Here is a 20192-nt window from a genome sequence, read left to right as displayed (position 1 = left end):
GGGTGGCGCACCGTCGTTGATTGCAATCAACGTGAGGCCAAGCATTTCGGTGTCGGCGGGAATGCCGACGCCGGCTTATTCCGCCCATTCCGCATCGGCGGTGAAGGCAATCGTCAGCCAGCGATTCGCGCTCTCATCTCCGATCGCCTCGCCTATCTCGTCTCTGAGCGCGTCCCATGCCTCGACGGTCTTCGGAGGAAGCCCTTCGGGGACGATGAAATAGAGCTCGATCTGCATGGCGCGGCCGACCCGGGCAACATAGGCGCGGTGCGAGAGAAAGCCGAGACGGCGAACCGTTTCGGAAGCAACGCGGTCGACATGCTCCTGAAGATCGACGGGAGCGATCAGCAGGATTTCGCTCAGCGCCTTCCAGACGGTGCCGATCGGAAGCGGGATCATGACCAGGCAGACCAACGCCAGGACGGCCGGGTCCATATAGCCGGCAATCCAGGCGACCGGCGTCGCCTCTACGGCCATGCCGATGAGGAAGGCGATGAGCAAGGCAAGCGCGATGCCGCCGGACATGATCCAGGCCTTGACGTCGAGCGAGATGAAATCGGATTTGATGCGGGCATTCAGCCTGATGCCGAGGAAAGCCATGGCGGCACAGACAAGCAGGGTCGCGGCGGAATAAGCCACCGCCATGCCGAACTGCAATTCATGGCCGCCGCTGAGGATGCTGATGATCGCGCTGATCAGCGCATAGAAGGCGACCGTCATCAGCAGGCAGCCATTGAGCATCAGCACGATGGGCTCCAGATGCCAGAAACCCATGGTAAAACGGTTTCGGATCCTGCCCGACCGGGCGTCGTTCTGCGTCGATTTTATGATCAGGCCGGAAACCCAGAGCGCCAACCCCGTCATCGCTGCATCCGCCAGCGAATAAACGCCGTCGAAAGCGATGGAGAACGATCCGGAAAGAATGCCGAAAACGACGCCGAGCGTAGCGACCACCACCGTCGCCGCGATCGAGATCCTGAGAAATCCCTGCTCGCCAATCATCATCGCCCACCTCCGGTACCGTCACTCCAATCGTTTTATGCTGATTGTGAAGGTGAGACGAGGTGGGAACGGGTGGTCCGATTTTTATCTCTTGCCAGCCGTAGTCGCCTACGGCAGCCGGGCGGCGGTCCTACCAGGCTAGGAGGCCCCGCGGCCTGCCTCAGCCTGAAATCTCCCGGTGCGGATAGCGGTCATTTTGTATAGAAGGTCATATTGCCGTTGCGTGCCCGCGACACCCATTCGATGTCGTTCGCGGTGAGCTTCTTGGTCTTGAGTTGAGTCGTCAGCCATTTGTTGGCGCGAATTGCATCCCGGATGGCTTTGACGTGCTCTTCGCTTCCCTGTGCCGGGTGTGAGCCGGTCTCGGAAAAATCGGCCATCCTGTAACTGACGATCGTGAACCGTCTGTCGTGATAGGTTCGCACCGCCTCGGGCAGATTCTCGCTCCAGTTCATCCTGCGATATTCGCGTCTGCTTTGCTGGGCCTCGACCGGCGCAATTCCGGCGGCGGCGGTCAATACGGCAAGCCCAAGGATCACGGCCATCTTCATCGCTTTAACTCCCGAGAACCAAATGATGTTCGGTTGCTGAGGATAGCTCATGCACCGGAGCCAGGCATTGCGTAGGATCAATGGCGTTCAAACAAGCAGAGAGCCGAATACGACAATGCTTGATGCTGGAGACGGGCACCGACTACGCATTGAACCGGATTGCAGCGTCTATTCTTTGGGAGGAAGATTGCGCCCGGCAGCAGATGTCCGAGGCGATATCGGCATCGGAAAGGCCGTCTGTGGGGAGGGCACCATGACAACGTCGCCAAATGGCAAGAGTCTGGGACTTGCCGCCTGCACCGCCATCGTGGTCGGAAACATGGTGGGCTCGGGCTTTTATCTTTCACCGGCCGCGGTCGCGCCCTATGGCAATCTGGCGATCATCATCTGGATCGTCATGGGCGCCGGTGCGATCTGCCTTGGCCTCACCTTCGCGCGCCTGGCGAGCCTCGTTCCCGCCGTCGGCGGCCCCTATGCCTATACGCGGCTCGCTTACGGTGATTTTGCCGGCTTTCTGATCGCCTGGGGTTACTGGATTTCCATCTGGACATCGCTGCCGGTCATCGCCATTGCCTTTGCCGGGGTGATGGTCGATCTCTTCCCCGCCCTCGGCAACCGCTTCGCCGCGACCGTGCTGACGCTCGGCGTGATCTGGGCGATCGTGCTCGTCAATCTGCGCGGCGTGCATGCGGCGGGTGTCTTCGCTCAGGTCACCACCTATGCCAAGCTGCTTCCCTTCGGCGCCGTCGCCATTATCGGTCTTCTCTTCATCGATACCTCGCATTTCTCCGAACTCAATCCGAGCGGACAATCGCTGCTGCAGTCGGTGGCAACGCTGGCGCCGTTGACAATGTTCGCCTATCTGGGGCTGGAATCGGCGACCGTGCCCGCAGGCGATGTCGAAAACGCCGAGCGGACCATCCCCCGCTCGACCGTGCTGGGGATCTCGATCGCCGCCGCCCTTTACGTCCTCGGCACCATCGTCGTGATGGGCCTCCTGCCGCGCGACCAGCTCGTTCACTCGGTTGCGCCATTCTCTCAGGCTGCGGGGATCATGTGGGGACGGCCCGGCGAGCTGGCGATCTCGCTTGCCGTGCTGCTCTCCTCGATCGGCGCTCTCAACGGCTGGACCCTGCTGATGGGGCAGGTTCCGATGGCGGCGGCCCGGGACGGGCTGTTTCCGCCGCTTTTTGCGCGGCTTTCCCCGCGCGGCGTGCCGGCATGGGGCATGATCATCTCGGCCTCCTTCGCAACGCTTTTGGTGCTTGTCCAGGCGATCGGCGCCGAAGGTTTCGCGGCCGTCTATCGGCTGATGGTTGGGCTGAGCACCATGGCCGCCGTCATTCCCTATGCCTTCTGCTCGCTCGCCGGAAGCCTCGTTGCGGGTGTCACCCATGGGCGAATGCCACGGGTGAGCGCAATCGAGCTCATCGCCTTCGTCTTTGCCATCTTCACCCTTTACGGCTCCGGCGCCGAACCGGTGCTCTATGGCCTCGTGCTATTGATGCTCGGCATTCCCGTCTATGTCTGGCAAAGACGAAATGCGGCCGGCGCGACGGACAAGGAGACGGCAGCAGCGGCCGCCGTAGCGCGCCCGCTGCCCTCTCAGGATAAGTTTGCTTGAAAGGTCAGGCGCTCAGGCGTGCCAGCGCAGACCGGAAAAAGTCTCACTGATGATTGTTCCGCATTCGCCGCGCACCATTCCGGCGATGTCGGCAAGCGAACCGATGGCCGCGGTCTTGCCGCCGGCGCGCGCAAAATGGCAGGCGGCGTCGACCTTGGGGCCCATCGACCCGGCCGGAAAGGAAAACTGCTTGAAATCGTCGGGACGGGCCTGATGGATTGCCTTCTGGGACGGCTTACCCCAGTCGGTGCAGACGGCCTCGGCGTCCGTCGCCATGATCAGCAGATCGGCGTAAAGCTCGCGCGCCAGAAGCTCCGAGCAGAGGTCCTTGTCGATCACGGCTTCGACACCGATCAGCTTCCGGTCGCTGCCCTTTTCATACATCGTCGGAATGCCGCCGCCGCCGGCGCAAATGACGATGGTGCGCTGTTCCAGGAGCCAGCGGACCGGACGGATCTCGAAGATGCGTTTGGGCGCCGGCGAGGCGACGACGCGCCGCCATTTTTCGCCGTCCTGCTTGAAGACCCAGCCTTTTTCCGTGCGGATCCGCTCCGCCTCGGCCTGCTCATAGACGGGGCCGACGAATTTTGTGGGGTTCTGGAAGCCCGGATCGGCGGCATCGACTTCGACCATGGTCAGCAGCGTGGCCAAAGGCTGCTCGAACGGCAGGAGATTGCCGAGCTCCTGTTCCAGCATGTAACCGATCATGCCCTCGGTCTCGGCGCCGAGAACGTCGAGCGGATAGGCTTCCTCGGGCTTGTAGGCCGCCCCTTGCAGCGCAAGCAGGCCGACTTGCGGCCCGTTTCCGTGCGTGACGACGATCTCATGTTCGGCTGCCAAGGGCGCGATCGCCTGAGCTGCGACGCGCGCATTCCGTCTCTGGGTATCGGCCGTCATCGCTTCCCCGCGCCGGAGAAGCGCATTGCCGCCAAGCGCAATGACCACACGCATGTCAATCTCCCAGGGTCGCGACGAGCAGGGCCTTGATCGTATGCAGGCGGTTTTCCGCCTGTTCGAAGGCGACATTGGCCTCGGACTCGAAGACCTCGTTGGTCACTTCAAGGCCGTTGTCCATGCCGTAATCTTCGGCGATCTGCTTGCCCAGCGTTGTTTCGGTGTCGTGAAAAGCCGGCAGGCAATGCATGAATTTGGCCTGCGGGTTGGCGGTCGCCTTCATCAGCTCCTGGTTGACCTGATAGGGCGTGAGCAGCTTGATGCGCTCGCGCCAGACCTCCTTCGGCTCGCCCATCGAGACCCAGACGTCGGTGTGAATGAAATCAACGTCCTTGACCGCCTCCCTCGGATCTTCGGTGACCAGCAGGCGCGCGCCCGAGGCCTGCTGCAAATCCTTGGCGATCTTCATATAGTCTTCCGAAGGCCACAGCGATCTCGGGCCGCAGATGCGCACATCCATGCCGAGCAGGCAGCCGACGATCAGCAGCGAATGTCCCATATTCGAGCGGGTGTCGCCGACATAAGCATATTTGATCTGAGCGATCGGCTTGTCGCTATGTTCGCGCATCGTCATGACGTCGGCGATCATCTGCGTCGGATGATATTCGTCCGTCAGTCCGTTATAGACGGGAACGCCGGCGTATTTTGCCAGTGTCTCCACGCCTTTCTGCGCAGAGCCGCGATATTCGATCGCATCATACATGCGCCCCAGCACCCGCGCCGTGTCCTTGAAGGATTCCTTGTGGCCGATCTGCGAGCCGGAGGGATCGAGATAGGTCACGTTGGCGCCCTGGTCCGAGCAGGCGACTTCGAAGGCGCATCGCGTCCGCGTCGAGGTCTTCTCGAAGATCAGGCAGATCTCCTTGCCTTTCAGGTGCTCCTGTTCGGTACGGGCATATTTGGCCCGCTTCAGGTCGCGGGCGAGATCGAGGAGGTAGCGGAATTCCCGCGGGGTATAATCCTGCACGGTCAGTAACGAGCGATTGCGCAGATTGAAGCTCATGGTCTTGCTCCGTCGGTCTGGTTCGTGGGTGTGAAACGTCAGTAAGCCGGGTCGCGCCAGATGGGGCATGTCATGCAATGCCCGCCGCCACGGCCGCGGCCGAGTTCCGAGCCGCGAATGGTGACGACCTCGATCCCCGCCTTGCGCAGAAGCGTATTCGTGTAGGTGTTGCGGTCGTAGGCGACGACGACGCCGGGCTCGAGCGCAACGACATTGTTGCCGTCGTCCCATTGTTCGCGCTCGGCCTGGTAGGAATTGCCGCCGGTCTCGACAGTGCGCAATCGCGGCAGGTCGAGCGCCTCGGCAACGACATCGAGCATCGGCCGATTTTCAGGCTGGATCTCGAACGTACCGTCGTCATCTCTGGGGTGCATGCTGTAGCAGCGGACCTGGTCGACGACCTCGGCAAACAGGGTGACGACATCGCGATCGCAAAAGCTGAAAACGGTGTCGAGGTGCATGGCCGCCCGGCTCTTCGGCATCAGGCAGCCGATCACCCTCTTTGCCGCCTTGCTCCTGAACAGGGCCTGCGCCACCTGGCCGACGGCCTGGTAGGTCGTGCGCTCGCCCATGCCAATCAGCACGTTGCCGTTGCCGATCGGCATGACGTCGCCGCCCTCCATCGAGGCATTGGCGAACGGTTGGTCCGAATCGCCCCACCAGATCTGGAAATCGCCGTCGAGGAAGATCGGATGAAACTTGTAGATGACGCGCTGGATCAGCGTCTCGGCGCGCCTTGCCGGCCAGAACATCGGGTTGCAGGTCACGCCGCCGTAGATCCAGCAGGAGGGATCGCGCTGAAACAAGGTGTTCGGGATAGGCGGGATGACGAAATCCGTCTCGGGCAGGGCGCTGAGCATCAGCGACTTCGCCTTGACCTCAGGCAGGTCGGAGATTGCGATGCCGCCGATCATGAAGGCGGCGAGCTGCGCAGGCGGCATTTCATCAAGCCATGGCCGCATCGCCTCGGCGATCTGCGAGCCGAGCACATTCGGGGTAATGCGCCGGTCCAACAGGAAATCACGCGCCTGCTTGTTGGCAAGCGTCTGACCGAGCAGATCGTGGAGTTCGAGAACTTCGACACCCCGTTCCTGCATCTTCAGCACAAAATCGAAATGGTCCTTCTGGGCCTCGTGGACCCATAGGACATCGTCAAAAAGCAGATCATGGCAATTCGCGGGCGTCAGGCGCTGATGCGCCAGAGACGGCTTGCAGACCATGACGGTTCTTAATTTCCCGATCTCCGAGTGAACCCCGAAACCACGCATGTGGTCCTCCTTCCAGCCTTTCGGATGACGGCCGCACCGCCCATTCTTCGAAGACCAGATTATTTCGGCCCGTTCGGTCGTGTCATTGATCGCAGACAATCCTCGCTGCGGTATATTGCGATCTTTCCATCGGCGCCGGTCCTCAGCGGTGCTGCCGTCGCATTCATTGAAGACCGGAAACGTTGCGGCGACGGATTTGCCATGGGCGCCAATGAGTAGGGTGAATGTCGAGCGTTTCGCCGCTCTTGGCATTGACCCAGCCGTTGGAGAGCCGCCGGCAGGGGAAAACCAGGGCATGGACGCCTTCATCGTCGATGACGGCGAGTTCTATATCCTGTTCGAACGGAGCTTCGACGGGCAACCGCCACATTTCCGAACCCTCCCGGAGGATTCACCAGCGTCAGCCGGACACGAGCTTCCGGCAACTCGCCGGCATGTTTGGTGATCGCGCATTGAACCGATTTCATGCGCACTGGTATTCTGGCGACCCTCCCGGACGTCTCACGAGCGTCACCATGGCCGCAGGTGTCGCGATTGCGATGGCGAGGACAAATTCTTGATCTTTCAACGTTCTCGAGAGGAGCCCCTCGTCTTGCTTCTCACAATAGTGGAACAACGAGTCGGGGGCATTGAGCCGGATCAATGGCGATGTGCCCGACGCCGGGGGGAAGAGGCGCCGAAGCGTGCCACGAAACAACAATAGAGGCTACGCGATACTACACGGATTAGCCGTCCGGGGATGGTATCTTCAGGCCATTGCCGGAGGAAAATGACGGTCCATGGGGCCGATACGTCTCAAGGGGCGGAGGAGACCATCATGACTATCAAGATGGAGGCGCTGCATGCCGTCGCCGAAGCCGGTCCGAGCGTGGCAGCGGTGGCAGGACACGTCTCCCCGGTGACGTCGCAGATGCCGCATCGCGAGCCTGCGCGCGCCTTTCGCGAAGGAAACGGCGGACCACGGATGGACTGGATTCGGCAACTCCACGAACACATGCCGGACGCGGTGTTTTTTATCAGCGACCGCCATAGAATTTCAGCCTGCAACAAGGCCGCGGTCGCCTTGTTCGGCTATGAGGAGCGCGAATTGATTGGCCGAAAGATCGATTTCGTCTGGCGCCCGACACCGGATATCCGATTGAACGGACGCTGGGCGAGCCAGGGGGCGGTGCGGGCCGGCCTGGCGGTGACCAAGAGCGAGGCGCAATTTCCGACCGCCCTGACCATTATCAGGAAGCATGACGAAAACGGTGTCTTCACCGCGGCGGTTTTCGAGGACTTTCGAACCGAGCGCGAGACTTTGCGGCAAGTTCAGGAACTTCAGCAGGAGATGGCCCGCCTTGCAAGAGTGGCGGAACTGGGCGAAATGGCATCTACCCTTGCTCACGAACTTTCCCAGCCGCTGTCGTCGATCGCAGCCTATTCCGAAGGGTGCGGGCGTCTTGTCACGGGCAACCGCCTCCGGCGCGGCGAAGAGCTTCGCGAAGCGCTGCTGGAAATTACCCAGCACGCGCTCTGGGCGGGAAGCATCGTCCAGAACGTCAGAGAATTCGCAGAGCGCGGTGCTCCCGAGAAGAAACCGGAGGCGATGCACGAGCTGATCCACAGGGCGGCAATGCTCGCCCTCATCGGGGCGCGGCGAAAGGACCTGCACACGGACTTTCAGCTCGAAGCAGCGCAGGACATCGTTCTCGCAAACCGCGTTCAGATCGTGCAGGTACTGACCAACCTCGTTCGCAACGCCCTGGAGGCGACCGAGTGTGTCGAGCAGCCCTCGATTGCGATCCGGACAATAGTCAACAATTCTTCGCAACTCGTTGTCGACGTGTCCGACAATGGCTGCGGGATTGCCGCCGAGATCGAGGATTCGTTGTTTCGCCCCTTCGTGACCGGCAAGCCTCATGGCCTCGGCATCGGCTTGGCCTTGTCCAAGCGCATTGTCGAGGCGCATGGAGGCCGCATAGGCGCGCGTAGGAAAGCCGAGGGCGGTTCAGTCTTTTCGTTCTCGCTTCCGCTGGTGGAGATTGAAGCCAATGGCGAACGACCTGACGATTCATCTCGTCGATGACGAGGAGGCCTTGAGACGATCATTGACGTTCCTGCTGGTGTCGGCAGGCTTTGCTGTGCGGGCTCATAGCTGCGCAAAAGCATTTCTGGATCTGCTGCCTCTTTCGGGCAGAAGCTGCCTTTTGACGGATCTGCGCATGCCTGATGTCGACGGCATCGAATTGCTTCACCGCGTGCGACGGTCCAGCGTGGACGTTCCGGCGATCGTCATTACCGGCCAGGGCGACGTCGCTGCAGCCGTTCAGGCGATGAAGGCGGGGGCATCGGATTTCCTGGAAAAACCGCTCAGGGAAGAGACCCTGATCGCAGCGATCAATCTGGCTATCGGGCACCGGCGCCCCGGCCGCTCGATTGCCGATTCCGAAAGCGTCGCGGCACGGCTTCGCCAGCTCACCGATCGCGAACATCAGGTTCTGACCGGAGTACTCGATGGTCTGCAGAACAAGATGATCGCCTATTATCTGGGAATCAGCTCGCGCACGGTGGAGGTCCATCGCGCCAACGTGATGGCCAAGATGGGGGCTCGCAACCTTGCCGAACTCATGCGTATGGCCGTCACTATCGATGCAGTTGTGCAATCGAGCGAAGCCGGACGGATCTCATCCGTCGACCCCTGGCCAGCCTGCGCCCGATAATTCGAAGAGGCCATGCTTGCAACTTCAAGCTCGTGAGATATGATGCTTTAGAAGATGCTTACATAATTGCGTGATCTTGTCGTAGGGGCGATCGTGAGAAACGCAACACAGATCAATATAGTCAGCAGTCTTGGACCGACCGCTGAGGAAATCTGCTGGCAAGTCGAGCGAATTCTTGCAAGTGAGGAATTTCACGCGCCGCAGCGCGGGCGAAATTTTTTGCAATTTGTCGTCAACGAGACGCTTGCCGGTCGATCGGGATTCCTGAAGGCGTTTACCATTGCAAATGTGGTTTTCGGTCGGGAAGCATCGTTCGACCCGCAGAATGATCCGGTCGTCCGGATCGAGGCCGGCCGGATCCGGAAGGCGCTGGAGCGTTATTATCTCGTCGCGGGTCAGGCGGACGAGGTGATTATCACGGTGCCGAAAGGCGGCTACGTCCCGCATTTCGAATATCTCAGGGACGCGTCGGCGCCGCCACTGCCTGAGAAGGACCGGGAAAATGCGCAGATCGCAGCTCCCCCGGATCAAACACATTCGCCGCGCGAGACGCACGGCGTGGCGCTGGCGAACGGTCGTGGCCGCCGGACCGGCCTGCTGGCCGTGCTTGTTCTTCCTCTCCTCGCCCTCGCTTCGGCACTTTTTGTTGCACGCGGCACCCCGATCAAGCCGCCGCCGTCAGAGGCCCTGCCGCCGACGGTCACCGTCGAGGTTTTTGCCGAGAGCGGCTTTCCCGATTCCAGTTCGGATATCGCCCGCGGCCTGAGGGACGATATTATCGGCCAGCTTGCCCAGATCAATGACCTGGTCGTGGTCGCCGATCCGTCGGCAGGTGATCATGCCGCGGCTGCCGGTTACGCGCTTCAGGGCAATATTCAGGCGGACGGAAGCAGGTTGCGCTCCGTTGTCAGGTTGGTGCGCCAGACGGACGGGGCCGTCATCTGGGCCAATAATTTCGACGCCGATCTTCGCGCTCAGAACAAGCTCGAGATTCAAACAAATGTCGCCCGGCAAATTGCCGGCGCGATAGCGCGCCCGCATGGCGCCATCTTTCAAGCGGAAACGGCCATGATCGCGCAGTCAGCGCGGAAGGCAGACCAGGATGGCTATGCCTGCGCTCCGGTCTATAGCAGCTATATCGAGACGATGACCGCGAAAAACCACGGCGCCGTGCGCGAGTGCCTGCAACAGGCAATCCGCCAGCGTCCGGATAACGCGACATCCTGGGCGCTCTTGTCCTTGGTCTATCTTGATGAGGTGAGATTTCGCTACACGCTCGGCACCCCCTCTTCAGCCGAGGCGCTTTCATTGGCAGCCGCTGCCGCCCAGCGGGCGGCATCGCTGGCGCCGGACAATCCCCGCGTGCTCCGCGCCGTCATGCTGGTGAACTTTTTCCAGGGCGATATCGACAAGGCCATTGCGGCCGGGACCGCAGCCTATGCCGCAAATCCAAACGATGTGGAAGTCGCCGGCGAATATGGCCTGCGATTGGCGATGTCCGGAAAATGGCAATCGGGGTGCGAGCTGATATCGATCGCGCTTGACAAAAATGTCGGTCCCAGAGGCTATTACGAAGCCGGTATGGCAATGTGTGCCTTGATGAGGGGCAATATCGAAGCGGCGGAAGAATGGTCGCGAATATCCGGTCTCGACGGCAATCCGATGCGTCATCTCGCGCTGCTGTCCATTCTCGGAGCCGCAGGCAAGATGGACGAGGCGAAGCTGGAGCGGGATTGGCTCCAGACTCACGCGCCTGAATTGATGACGAATATCCGCCAGGAGATTTCCCTGCGCCTGCAACGCCCGGAAGATCAGGAAAGGTTCTTCGACGGCCTGCGCGCTGCGGGCGTGGCCGTCGACCTGCCATCGGGAGGATAGTGGCACGCACGATCCCGGTTGGGACGGTCCGCCGGCGATGGCCTGTGATCGCTTGCAAGGATTATGGAAGAGGGCCGGCGCCGTCTAGTTTGCGGCTGGTTGAAATTTCCGTGACGATTTGGGCGGCAATGTCGTCCTCGACATCGAGGGTGGTCTGATCCCGCAGATCGCGATCATATTGGTTTGCCCAGACGACGGTGCCGTCGGCACCGTTGATCAGGCGGACATGCAGATGCAGGATCGTGCCCTCGACAATGGTGCTTCCCTGAAGATTGAACAACGAGCCGATCGTCTCCACGCCGAATCGGCCGGGAGCAAGCACGACAAGTCTGTCCACCTTCATGAGTTTGGCGATCAGCTGATCGGCCAGCCCTTTGGCCAAATCCGCTCCTTGGGCCGTGCCGCCGAGGGCCACGAAGGGTTCGACGACGATTCTGGTCTTGCTTGTCGATGTCGAGACGGCGGGCGCCGGCGGCATTTCCGGCGGTGAGAGGTAGGATTCGAGCGGACGGATGAGGGCGAGCACCGCCACTGCGCCGAAAAGGGCCGGAATGCCGATCGGCAGGAGAAGATCACGATAGCGCAGCGGTCGCTCATGCCCAGGCTGACCACGGTCATGTCCGGGCTGGCGCTGCTCATGCCCGGGCTGACGCTGGTTGTTCTCGCGATTCGACGAAGCAGCGGCCTCGACGGTCGAACTGTCTTCAATACTTGAAAAATGCGGAGCATAGCCCCCTTTGGGAATGGTGATTTCGACCGGATCGCTGTTTCCGCATACGAGATAATATCGCTCGAGGGCGCGACGGATACGTCCCGCTTCGATACGCACGACCGGATCGTTCTGCGCATCGAAGGAGGCATCGCGTCCGAAGACCGCCTGCGCAATCGTAGAGGCCTTGAGTTGTTCGCCGTTCCCGTCAAGCGTCTCTTCGACAATATATTGCAGGAACCGACGTCCGCGTTCAGGTGCAAGAAATTCCGGGCTTGCGAGAATACGATCAAGCTGCGCGCGAACGGTTTCGGGTTCTTGACGTGCCTGGCTGGCCCCTCCCTCTTCCGGTACCATCTAGACCTCCCGCGATACCGCCGTATCGCCCTCAGGGGATGACAGCTTTATACACCTGTCGGTGGTCGCCGGCTTCCGTAGCAATACGTAAGGGGTATCTCGAATATCGGGGCACACAACGATTGCTTATGCTGAGTGCGGATGGGGGACGACGCACATGTTTCAGGATCAGGCGATCGGAAAATACACAAGGGTTCCAGGCCACCACCACGGAACGGCTCCCGCTGCGGCCAAGGACCAGTCGATCAAACTCCGCGCCGATGAAGCGATCTACAGCGAAGGCGAATACGCCCTTGCGATCTACCAGGTCGAGGCCGGCGCCGTCCGGATTTACCGCCTGACGTCGAACGGCCAGCGGCACATCCTATCCTTCTGCGGCAAGGGCGAATGGTTCGGGCTCGAAAACGGCAAGGTGCGAACCGATTTTGCAGAGGCCATCTGCGAAACGCGCGTCAGATCGTTTCGCACCAGCCAGGACGCGGGCGTTCCGATCGATCTGTTGCACATTGCCCTGACGAACCTCGCAAAGGCGCAATGCAAACAGCTCATCATCAGCGAACAAAGCGCCTTGAAGCGGCTTGCGGCCTTCGTTCAGGAGATGGCCGACCGCCACCCCGAGGATGCGGAATTCGATATGATGATGTCGCGCAGCGATATCGCCGATTATCTTGGACTGACGGTCGAAACCGTCGCTCGCTCTTTCACGAAGCTCCGGGAAAAACGCGTCATTCGTCTTGCCGGCAAATCGCAGCGGATTGTCCGGCTTCTCGACCGCGATGCGCTCATCGCCTTGACGATTTAACACATACCAGCAGAGGGCCATCAGAGGGATTGAAACATGACATATGCGTCCCGCCGAAATTTGATCGGATTGATCAAGCGAGTTTTTGCCGGCCTGGTCGGCGCCGGGGCTTTGGCGGCGGTTCTTCAACCGCTTGACGCCATCGCCGAGGACGATCCATTTTCTCAGTTTCCGCTGGTGATCCATTGCAAATACAACGAAACCTACCACGCCTTTTACATATCGCGCGTCTCGCTAGACGGTGTGGCGACCTATGTGGCATCCGATCGGATCGCCGGCACGATCACGCTCGATGGCCAGGCAAAGGCGATCGGCGGCGCAGGCGGCGGCAGCTGTGTCGGCAAAACGCTGGTAGAGCTTCGTGCGTCGCACCAGGCTTATGATCTGAAACCGTAGCGCCTTTGATCTGCCTCTGCCGGCAAGTTCACTTTGCCGGTGTCGCTGCGTTGACCTGCTGCGTGCGGATCGCCTGCGCGGCCGCCGCCGCGCCGCCGCCCTTGTCGTCTCCTCCGACCTGCACCGTCGGCTGCGCGAATGCGATGCCGTTGGCCAGGAAGACCTCGCGAATCTTGGCATAGGCCTTGCGGCGGATATAGGTCTGCATGCCGGGAACCGTGGTCATGGCGAAGCTCAGGACGATGCCGTAGTCGCCGAACTGCTCGACACCCTTCATTTTCAACGGTTCGATGAAGTGCTGGCCGAGTTCCGGGTCTTCGATCAGCTCAGCCCCGATTTTCTTGGTTAGCTTGCGCGCCTTGTCGATGTCGGTGTCGAAGCCGACGGTGATCCTGAACTTGTCGATCACCCAGTCCCGGCTCATATTCTCGACAGCGCCCAATTCGCTGAACGGCACCGTGAACACTGGGCCGCGATGATGGCGCAGACGCACCGAGCGCAGGCTGAAACTCTCCACCGTTCCCTTGTAATCCTTGGCCTGGATGTATTCGCCCACCCGGAAGGCATCGTCGAGCATGTAGAACACCCCGTTGATGACGTCCTTGACCAGGGTCTGCGAGCCGAAACCGATCGCCACGCCGAAGATACCCGCTCCCGCGATCAGCGGGCCGATCTGCACGCCCAGCTGCGCCAGCACGATCAACCCCGCCATGACCGCAACAGTGACGGCGAGCGCATTGCGAAAGATCGGCAGAAGTGTGCGAAACCGTGCGCGACGGGCAGCGTCGGCCGGCGCCAGCGATGTCGTGCTGGTGGATATACGCAAGGTTCGATCGATCCAGCCGCGCGCCACCTGCCAGAGAAGGTCGGCAACCACGAGGATCAGCACGCTCTTCAGGCCGCCGTAGAACAAGGCGGCGATCATCGGGTCGCGCTGACCCAAAGTATCGGGATTGAGATGCCAGACGAGCGCCAGCCATCCCACCGCAAGCGCGATAACCGCGGCGCGTGCGCCGCGGGCGATGAGGATCCCGCGCAGGCTGCCGGGATCGCTGGTGAAGGATAGCGCCACCCGGCCGACGGCGTTCAGGATCCCGGGCAGTACCAGCGCGTAGATGCCGATCCAGAAAAGGCCCCTCATATTGAGGCACCAGACGAGCCACAGCACGACCAGGAAGGCCGCTATCGCCGCTTTCCTGGCGCGGCTTCCCTCCCAGACCGACCACACCGCCTCGATCGCAAGCAGCAGCCCGAGCACCGAAAAGCAGTAGCTGATGGCCTTGCTGACGTCAGGGGAAACGCCAAGCGGCTTGCTGAGAGCCGCCGTGGCCACCGCAAAACAAATGACGCCCAACAGGATCAACAGCCTCCGCCGCAGGGATGAACCCATCGCCGCCACAGACAGGAGTGCTGCCGCCAATCGAAACAGGATGAAGGCCGAGAGATAGGCAAGCAGCATCACGCGCGCGAGCGGCGGCCATTCCACCGCGAAGAAGATGATGCCCATCGCGCCCGCGAAAATGCCGATCGGGATCAGTTGGCCGAGCAATGCCTCGCGGCGCGCGGCAAATCTGCGATAGACCGCCTCGGCGGCGAGACCGAAGGCGACCAGGCCGCCGAATATCACGAAAACAGGCGCATAGCCTCTGCTGGCGGCTTCGCGCCGGGCTCTCGTCGCCGCTGCCGTCACCTCAGCCGGGATTGCCGGGATTGCCGACAAAATCGCATGCACACGCGCCCGCGCGCCCGCCTCCCAGTTGGCCAAGGTCGAATTGCCCGCTGGTGATGCGGGTGTCGCGGCCCCGCTCTCCTGCTTGCGGCTATCGAGCCAGGCTTTGACCTCGGGATCCTGCAGCAGGCGCACGAGTTCGTCGATCTTCTGCTGCGGGACCGCCGGCGGTACCTGCGCCAAGGCGCTCAGCGCGAAGAAAAAAGCGGCGGTGAAGGAAAGAAGCCATTTCAAACGGGAACTCCTCACTGCGTCAGCGTCTGTTTCTTCAAATCGCCGTCGAGCGTCTCTTCGGCGGGGCGTGGCGGTCTCTGGCGCGTAACCGGCTGCTCGATGATCGCAACCGGCACCGCCACCGCGGTAGCGGCAACAGTGCCGATATTCGTCACCGTTCCGCCGACGACCGCCGTAATGCCCTGGCCCAGCGTAACCCTGGAATCGGTCAGCGTCTGGCCGGTCATCAGGCGCTGGCCGATGAGCTGGACGATCTCGGGACTTTCGGCGAATTTGCCGTGATTGAGCCTGTCGTTGGTCTTCACCTTCGTCAGGTCGATGGCGGTGATGCCGGCTCTTTCCAGCTTCGAGCGATAGGGCTCTTCCGTCGGATTGATCGCGCCGAGACGCGAGACGCGCCCGGTGATGAAGCTGGAGACGGCAAGAGCCTTGTCGTCCTGGGAGACGAAGATCGTGAATTTCGGACGCGGCTCGCCCATCTCTACAAATTGCTTGGCGAAGACCTGGATGTCGATGTCGGGCGAGGCCAGGATGACATTGTGGATCTTCGAATTGACGTGGCCGTCGCGTATTCCCATCTGCCGCAACGATTCCATGGCAAGCCACGTCCCCATAGAGTGCGCCATGATGGTGATGTCCTTGACATTGGGGTCGGCCGCCAGCGTGCGCAGCGCCTGCTCCAGCGCGGTGCGCGAATAGTTGGTACTTTCCTTGTCATATTGGTAGGCGGTGATCTCCGCTCGCGACGGCCAGGTGAACAGGACAGGCGTTGCCTGCATCCTGCTGTCGTGCACGATCTGCGCCAGCCGGAAGACCGAATCCTCATAGGTGTTGTTGAAGCCGTGAATGAAGACGAGCGCATGCCCGCCGTTCACATGCTGCCGGAACCAGACGCGGCCCTGCGCCACCGTGTCGATCTGCTGAACATTGGTCACGGCAAAGTCGGTGGCCGGATCGGGCGGAAGCCGCTTCGGCCACTGCACGGTGCCGGCTTCGCGCTTTGCCGGGATCGAAATCGAGATCTGCGTCAGATGCGGCTTGGAACTGCGCTCGCCGTTGAAGAGTGTCGCCGGGTTGCCGGAAGGCTCGCGTGTGGTCGCAACCAGCATGTCGACCCTTGATGTCGGCGGCGTTGCCGACGAACTGGAAACCGGCGTCATCACGCCGCCCGGATGCCCGCAACTTGCCAGCAGAAGAAAAAGAGCCACGCCACGTCTTGCCATTCACACATCCAGCAGTCGCTCAAGGAGGCTTTCCGAGCCCTGGATACTAGCAGGCGGGGTATGGCGGCGCCTGTAGCATCACGTAATATCTGTGGCTTTCAAGGCGATCGGGATCGTCGGCCAGCACGTTCCCAGCCGTTCCGATCCCCTTTGCCAATTCCTCAACGAAGAGGATGTATCTTTGCTGCTGGAATCGCAGCGATTCGGCTTCAGGATTCGCAACCCATGTCCAGAGCAAGACGCCGCCGTCTCATCCGCACCCGACGCACCGCAACCGGGCTTGCCCTCGTCGGCGCCATCTCATTTCTGGCCGGCATGACCGACGCGACCGGTCTGCTGCTGACCGGCGATTTCGTCTCCTTCATGACCGGAAATACGACGCGGGCAGCACTCGCCGTGAGCCAAGGCAATCTTTATCACGCGGCGGTGTTGATCTCCGCCATCGGCGTTTTCGTGCTCGGCAATGCGGCGGGTATCGTCATTGCCCATGTCTCCGAGCGTCGCATTTTCGTGGTGCTCGGCTGCGTCGGTCTCGTCCTGGCGCTCGCCTCGGTGACGACGGTGCAGGGCCTGCTGCTCGCCCGCTTCTACATGATCGTTTTTGCCATGGGCATGGTGAATGCCGCCGTCGAACACATCGAAGGCCTGCCGATCGGGCTGACTTATGTCACAGGCGCGCTGTCGCGCCTCGGCCGCGGCATCGGCCGCTGGATCATCGGCGACCGCCATATCGAATGGACGATCCAAATCGTGCCCTGGGGCGGCATGGTGCTCGGCGCGATCGCCGGCGCCGTGCTGACGCACCAGACCGGCGCGCATGCGCTGTGGATGGTCTCCCTTTTCGCCATGGCGCTTGCGCTTGCCGCCATGTTCATTCCCCGGCCGCTTCAGCGGCGCTTCAACCAGAAGCCCGCGCCGCACCACTCGGCCGTTGCACGCGGCAAATAGAGCATGTCGCGCAAAAGTGTGCGCGGTTTTCCCAGGCAAAGCGCGACGCGCTTTTGCCGCAACGGCATGCGCAAAAACAAAGGGCTAAAGCGCTGGGAGCGAATCTGAAAGATCGCGACGCGCTTTAGAAGCGTCGCATTCCTGTTACCCTCGAATCGGATAGGAAGCATCGTCGTCCGTCTCAAGGAGTAGGTCTTGTTCCTGATTTCGAAGCTTGTCTGGATTTTCGCGCAGCCGCTGTCGCTGGCATTCTTCCTCGTCTTTCTGGCCCTCATTGCCGGTCTTCTGCGTTGGCGTATCTTGAGTATCCTCGGCGCCGCGGCTTCAGCCCTCATCCTCTTCGTCACGCTCTACACCACGGCCGGCAACCTGATGATGCAGGGGCTTGAGCAGCGCTTCGCCAAGCCAACCGCCGATCCGGAGAACCTGCAATGCATGATCGTGCTCGGCGGCGCCTTCGAAAACGAGGTCAACACGGCGCGCCACGGCATCGAATTCAACGGCGGCGCCGACCGCTTCGTCGAGGGCCTGCGGCTTGCGCAGAAATTTCCCGACTCGCGCATCCTGGTGTCGGGCGGCGACGGCTCCATCTCCGGTGTCTATGAAGGCGATGCGGCGGCATCCGAGCGCTTCTTCCCGCTCTTCGGCGTCGCCAGGGATCGGCTGATCGAGGAGACGCAGTCGCGCACCACCTTCGAAAACGCCGTCAATACCAAGGAATTCCTGGCGAGCCAGGGGCTCTCCAATTGCCTGCTGATCACCTCGGGGTTCCATATGCCGCGCTCCGTCGGCATCTTCCGCAAGCTCGGCATCGGGATCGTGCCATGGCCGACCGATTATCGCACCGACGGTCAGGTCAGGCCGGGCCTGGATTTCACCCAGCCGAACCTCAATGCCCAGAACATGGCGACGGCGATCCGCGAATGGTACGGGCTGGTCGGCTATTATCTCGCCGGCCGGACGTCGGAGCTCTATCCGGGCTGAGTTACTTTTTTGAAATGGTAACGAATTTCGTGCCGCGCACACGCGCGGTCACGATGCAGGGGTCACCCTCGGTGCGATCGCAGAAACGCGGATGCATCTTCATCGCCAGCACCATGTTGCCGAAGCGCTGGACGAAGTCGTAGCCGTAGATCTGCGCCGTCGCGATCATGAAATAGCCGCCTTCGGCGACCTGCAGGTAGAAATTATAGGTGCAGCCGTCGTCATTGCATTGCGGCCCCTTCTGCCCGTCGCAGGTGAGCTCGCCTTCATTGACCACGGCGTCGATCAGCCCGTCATTGTTGATGTCCTGCCGGATGACGAAGCCGTCGGCGAATTCGGCCGCCTTGCACTGCTCCTGGAAATGTTTCTTCTCGTAGATCTCCGGATCGGAGATCAGCGATTGCTGGCCGAAGGCCGCAGCCGGCATGATGACTAGCAGGAGAATGTTCAGAACGGCGAGCACCAGCGTTTTCACGGCTTTCCTCTTTTGGATAAAGCGCTATCGGCTGGCTTTATGGCCGCGCCGCCTTGCGCCGCCCTTGCCGCCGTGGTTCTTTCCGGAAACTGTTTGCCGGTTCCGGGGTCTGCATGTCCTTGCTCGTCTATCTCGATTATGCCGGCATCGCGCTGTTTGCCGCCACAGGCGCGCTCGCCGCCTCGCGCAAGCAGCTGGATCTGATCGGCTTTCTGTTCTTCGCCATGGTGACGGGAACGGGCGGCGGCACCGTGCGCGATATCGTCCTTGGCCGGGTGCCGGTGTTCTGGGTGCTGAACCCCGCCTATATCCTCGTCTGCTGCATCATGGGCGTCATCGTCTTCTTCACCGCCCATCTCCTGGAATCGCGCTATCGCCTGCTGATCTGGCTGGATGCGATCGGCCTTGCCGCCTATTGCGTGCTCGGCGCCGCCAAGGGGCTTGCGGCCACCGGCTCGCCGACCATCGCGATCGTCACCGGCACGCTGACGGCGACCTTCGGCGGCATTCTGCGCGATTTGATGGCAAACGAGCCTTCGGTGCTGCTCAGGCCGGAAATCTATGTGACCGCCGCCCTTATCGGCGCCGGCGTGTTCACGCTCGCCAATGCGCTCGGAATGCCGCTTTATCTGGCGTCTGCCTGCGGCGTCGTGGCGGCCTTTGCGGTGCGCGGCGGCGCCCTGTGGTTCGGCTGGACCTTTCCGACCTACAGGCACAAGCCCGGCCGGCACCCCGACGATGTCATGTGAAACAGCGTGTCGTCAGCCCTGCTTCGCCCGCAGCCGGATCACCACGTCGACATGGGCGATCTCCATGCCCTCGGGCGGCTCCGGCAGATTGGCGATCGTCAGGTTGCTGACCGGAATGTCGAGCACCTCGTTGTCGCCTTCGACGAAGAAGTGATGGTGGTCGGAAACATTGGTGTCGAAATAGGTCTTGGCGCTCTCGACGGCGAGTACGCGGATAAGACCGGCTTCGGTGAACTGGTGCAGCGTGTTGTACACGGTTGCCAGCGACACCGGCACACCGGCGGCAACCGCCTCCTCATGCAGTTCCTCGACGGTCAAATGCCGGTCGCCCTTGGCAAACAGGAGGTCGCCGAGCGCGACACGCTGGCGGGTGGGACGCAGGCCCGCACCGCGCAGCCTGACCTCTATGGCGATCGGGAGTGCACCCGTCATCAAAACCAACTCCGGTTATTCCTGCATAAAGCAATCATGTTTCTTCAAGCGGTATAACTTTTGCACAGGAGCCTTTCAATAGTTCAATGGGGACAAGAGCCTGATAAACGCGGCGAAAACCGGCTTTTAACGCAAATAGGTCTGGTCGCAGCCCTGGCCTTCCTGTATGCGA

General features: G+C 61.4%; 20 protein-coding genes. 9 read left to right on the top strand and 11 right to left on the bottom strand.

Annotated features, from left to right (window positions below; genetic code table 11):
• Positions 1–75 precede the first annotated feature (75 nt).
• Both ATY75_RS02545 and ATY75_RS02540 read right to left on the bottom strand, forming a co-directional pair.
• Entirely contained in the window at positions 76–1002 is a 927-nt protein-coding gene (locus ATY75_RS02545) for a cation transporter (RefSeq protein ID WP_088936401.1), read from the bottom strand.
• Positions 1003–1193: 191 nt separating this feature from the next.
• On the bottom strand, positions 1194–1553 hold the full coding sequence (locus tag ATY75_RS02540) for a hypothetical protein (protein WP_190241304.1): 360 nt from the start codon (positions 1551–1553) through the stop codon (positions 1194–1196).
• A gap of 253 nt (positions 1554–1806) precedes the next feature.
• On the opposite strand from ATY75_RS02540, the gene ATY75_RS02535 reads away from it, so the two are divergent.
• Entirely contained in the window at positions 1807–3177 is a 1371-nt protein-coding gene (locus ATY75_RS02535; RefSeq protein ID WP_088936399.1) for an amino acid permease, read from the top strand.
• Positions 3178–3189: 12 nt separating this feature from the next.
• Here ATY75_RS02535 and arcC read toward each other — a convergent pair whose 3' ends face one another.
• The 4 genes from arcC to ATY75_RS02515 form a co-directional block, all read right to left on the bottom strand.
• Entirely contained in the window at positions 3190–4128 is a 939-nt protein-coding gene (gene arcC / locus ATY75_RS02530) for a carbamate kinase (RefSeq protein ID WP_088936346.1), read from the bottom strand.
• 1 nt (position 4129) lies between these two features.
• Positions 4130–5134, bottom strand: a complete 1005-nt coding sequence (locus ATY75_RS02525) for an ornithine carbamoyltransferase (protein WP_088936345.1) — start codon at positions 5132–5134, stop codon at positions 4130–4132.
• A gap of 38 nt (positions 5135–5172) precedes the next feature.
• Positions 5173–6402: an arginine deiminase gene (gene arcA, locus ATY75_RS02520; protein WP_088936398.1), complete on the bottom strand. Its 1230-nt coding sequence runs from the start codon at positions 6400–6402 to the stop codon at positions 5173–5175.
• A 163-nt stretch (positions 6403–6565) separates the two neighbouring features.
• Positions 6566–6772, bottom strand: a complete 207-nt coding sequence (locus ATY75_RS02515; protein WP_064835628.1) for a hypothetical protein — start codon at positions 6770–6772, stop codon at positions 6566–6568.
• A gap of 447 nt (positions 6773–7219) precedes the next feature.
• Here ATY75_RS02515 and ATY75_RS02510 point away from each other — a divergent pair, with 447 nt between their 5' ends.
• From ATY75_RS02510 to ATY75_RS02500, 3 genes are all read left to right on the top strand, one after another.
• The gene (locus ATY75_RS02510) at positions 7220–8470 is read left to right on the top strand and encodes an ATP-binding protein (protein ID WP_088936344.1); all 1251 of its coding nucleotides are present in this window, start codon (positions 7220–7222) and stop codon (positions 8468–8470) included.
• Entirely contained in the window at positions 8436–9104 is a 669-nt protein-coding gene (locus ATY75_RS02505) for a response regulator (RefSeq protein ID WP_088936343.1), read from the top strand. Before ATY75_RS02510 ends, ATY75_RS02505 begins: the two co-directional genes overlap by 35 nt.
• 93 nt (positions 9105–9197) lie before the next feature.
• Entirely contained in the window at positions 9198–10982 is a 1785-nt protein-coding gene (locus tag ATY75_RS02500; RefSeq protein ID WP_190241303.1) for a hypothetical protein, read from the top strand.
• A gap of 61 nt (positions 10983–11043) precedes the next feature.
• On the opposite strand, the gene ATY75_RS02495 is transcribed toward ATY75_RS02500, so the two are convergent.
• Entirely contained in the window at positions 11044–12048 is a 1005-nt protein-coding gene (locus ATY75_RS02495; RefSeq protein ID WP_088936341.1) for a hypothetical protein, read from the bottom strand.
• Positions 12049–12205: 157 nt separating this feature from the next.
• Between ATY75_RS02495 and ATY75_RS02490 the strand changes: the two genes are divergently transcribed.
• A complete protein-coding gene (locus ATY75_RS02490; RefSeq protein ID WP_088936340.1) occupies positions 12206–12850 on the top strand; it encodes a helix-turn-helix domain-containing protein in 645 nt (214 codons plus the stop codon).
• 36 nt (positions 12851–12886) lie between these two features.
• Complete coding sequence (locus tag ATY75_RS02485) at positions 12887–13246, top strand: hypothetical protein (RefSeq protein ID WP_088936339.1); 360 nt, start codon at positions 12887–12889, stop codon at positions 13244–13246.
• Positions 13247–13274: 28 nt separating this feature from the next.
• Here ATY75_RS02485 and ATY75_RS02480 read toward each other — a convergent pair whose 3' ends face one another.
• Positions 13275–15209: a mechanosensitive ion channel family protein gene (locus ATY75_RS02480; protein WP_088936338.1), complete on the bottom strand. Its 1935-nt coding sequence runs from the start codon at positions 15207–15209 to the stop codon at positions 13275–13277.
• An 11-nt stretch (positions 15210–15220) separates the two neighbouring features.
• A complete protein-coding gene (locus ATY75_RS02475; RefSeq protein WP_088936337.1) occupies positions 15221–16432 on the bottom strand; it encodes an alpha/beta hydrolase in 1212 nt (403 codons plus the stop codon).
• A 225-nt stretch (positions 16433–16657) separates the two neighbouring features.
• On the opposite strand from ATY75_RS02475, the gene ATY75_RS02470 reads away from it, so the two are divergent.
• Together ATY75_RS02470 and ATY75_RS02465 are read left to right on the top strand one after the other, a co-directional pair.
• Positions 16658–17380, top strand: coding sequence for a YoaK family protein (locus ATY75_RS02470; RefSeq protein ID WP_088936336.1), 723 nt, complete (start codon positions 16658–16660; stop codon positions 17378–17380).
• Positions 17381–17575: 195 nt separating this feature from the next.
• On the top strand, positions 17576–18364 hold the full coding sequence (locus tag ATY75_RS02465) for a YdcF family protein (protein ID WP_088936335.1): 789 nt from the start codon (positions 17576–17578) through the stop codon (positions 18362–18364).
• 1 nt (position 18365) lies between these two features.
• Here ATY75_RS02465 and ATY75_RS02460 read toward each other — a convergent pair whose 3' ends face one another.
• Positions 18366–18839 carry a hypothetical protein gene (locus tag ATY75_RS02460; protein WP_064835650.1) on the bottom strand — a complete coding sequence of 158 codons (474 nt, stop codon included), beginning with the start codon at positions 18837–18839 and terminating at the stop codon, positions 18366–18368.
• A 113-nt stretch (positions 18840–18952) separates the two neighbouring features.
• On the opposite strand from ATY75_RS02460, the gene ATY75_RS02455 reads away from it, so the two are divergent.
• The gene (locus ATY75_RS02455) at positions 18953–19588 is read left to right on the top strand and encodes a trimeric intracellular cation channel family protein (protein WP_088936334.1); all 636 of its coding nucleotides are present in this window, start codon (positions 18953–18955) and stop codon (positions 19586–19588) included.
• Positions 19589–19600: 12 nt separating this feature from the next.
• Here ATY75_RS02455 and irrA read toward each other — a convergent pair whose 3' ends face one another.
• The gene (irrA, locus tag ATY75_RS02450; protein WP_088936333.1) at positions 19601–20020 is read right to left on the bottom strand and encodes an iron response transcriptional regulator IrrA; all 420 of its coding nucleotides are present in this window, start codon (positions 20018–20020) and stop codon (positions 19601–19603) included.
• Positions 20021–20192 lie beyond the last annotated feature (172 nt).

Origin of the sequence: Rhizobium sp. N122 (assembly GCF_002211295.1) — a bacterium.
Taxonomy (GTDB): domain Bacteria; phylum Pseudomonadota; class Alphaproteobacteria; order Rhizobiales; family Rhizobiaceae; genus Rhizobium.
The sequence above is the reverse complement of the archived record's forward strand: the minus strand, read 5'-3'. Positions and strand labels throughout refer to the sequence as shown.

What these genes read in the sequence shown, in the direction of transcription:
- ATY75_RS02545 (WP_088936401.1), bottom strand. Translation starts at nt 1,002, where the DNA reads ATGATTGGCGAGCAGGGATTTCTCAGGATCTCGATCGCGGCGACGGTG.
- ATY75_RS02540 (WP_190241304.1), bottom strand. Translation starts at nt 1,553, where the DNA reads ATGAAGATGGCCGTGATCCTTGGGCTTGCCGTATTGACCGCCGCCGCC.
- ATY75_RS02535 (WP_088936399.1), top strand. Translation starts at nt 1,807, where the DNA reads ATGACAACGTCGCCAAATGGCAAGAGTCTGGGACTTGCCGCCTGCACC.
- arcC (WP_088936346.1), bottom strand. Translation starts at nt 4,128, where the DNA reads ATGCGTGTGGTCATTGCGCTTGGCGGCAATGCGCTTCTCCGGCGCGGG.
- ATY75_RS02525 (WP_088936345.1), bottom strand. Translation starts at nt 5,134, where the DNA reads ATGAGCTTCAATCTGCGCAATCGCTCGTTACTGACCGTGCAGGATTAT.
- arcA (WP_088936398.1), bottom strand. Translation starts at nt 6,402, where the DNA reads ATGCGTGGTTTCGGGGTTCACTCGGAGATCGGGAAATTAAGAACCGTC.
- ATY75_RS02515 (WP_064835628.1), bottom strand. Translation starts at nt 6,772, where the DNA reads ATGTGGCGGTTGCCCGTCGAAGCTCCGTTCGAACAGGATATAGAACTC.
- ATY75_RS02510 (WP_088936344.1), top strand. Translation starts at nt 7,220, where the DNA reads ATGACTATCAAGATGGAGGCGCTGCATGCCGTCGCCGAAGCCGGTCCG.
- ATY75_RS02505 (WP_088936343.1), top strand. Translation starts at nt 8,436, where the DNA reads ATGGCGAACGACCTGACGATTCATCTCGTCGATGACGAGGAGGCCTTG.
- ATY75_RS02495 (WP_088936341.1), bottom strand. Translation starts at nt 12,048, where the DNA reads ATGGTACCGGAAGAGGGAGGGGCCAGCCAGGCACGTCAAGAACCCGAA.
- ATY75_RS02490 (WP_088936340.1), top strand. Translation starts at nt 12,206, where the DNA reads ATGTTTCAGGATCAGGCGATCGGAAAATACACAAGGGTTCCAGGCCAC.
- ATY75_RS02485 (WP_088936339.1), top strand. Translation starts at nt 12,887, where the DNA reads ATGACATATGCGTCCCGCCGAAATTTGATCGGATTGATCAAGCGAGTT.
- ATY75_RS02475 (WP_088936337.1), bottom strand. Translation starts at nt 16,432, where the DNA reads ATGGCAAGACGTGGCGTGGCTCTTTTTCTTCTGCTGGCAAGTTGCGGG.
- ATY75_RS02470 (WP_088936336.1), top strand. Translation starts at nt 16,658, where the DNA reads ATGTCCAGAGCAAGACGCCGCCGTCTCATCCGCACCCGACGCACCGCA.
- ATY75_RS02455 (WP_088936334.1), top strand. Translation starts at nt 18,953, where the DNA reads ATGTCCTTGCTCGTCTATCTCGATTATGCCGGCATCGCGCTGTTTGCC.
- irrA (WP_088936333.1), bottom strand. Translation starts at nt 20,020, where the DNA reads ATGACGGGTGCACTCCCGATCGCCATAGAGGTCAGGCTGCGCGGTGCG.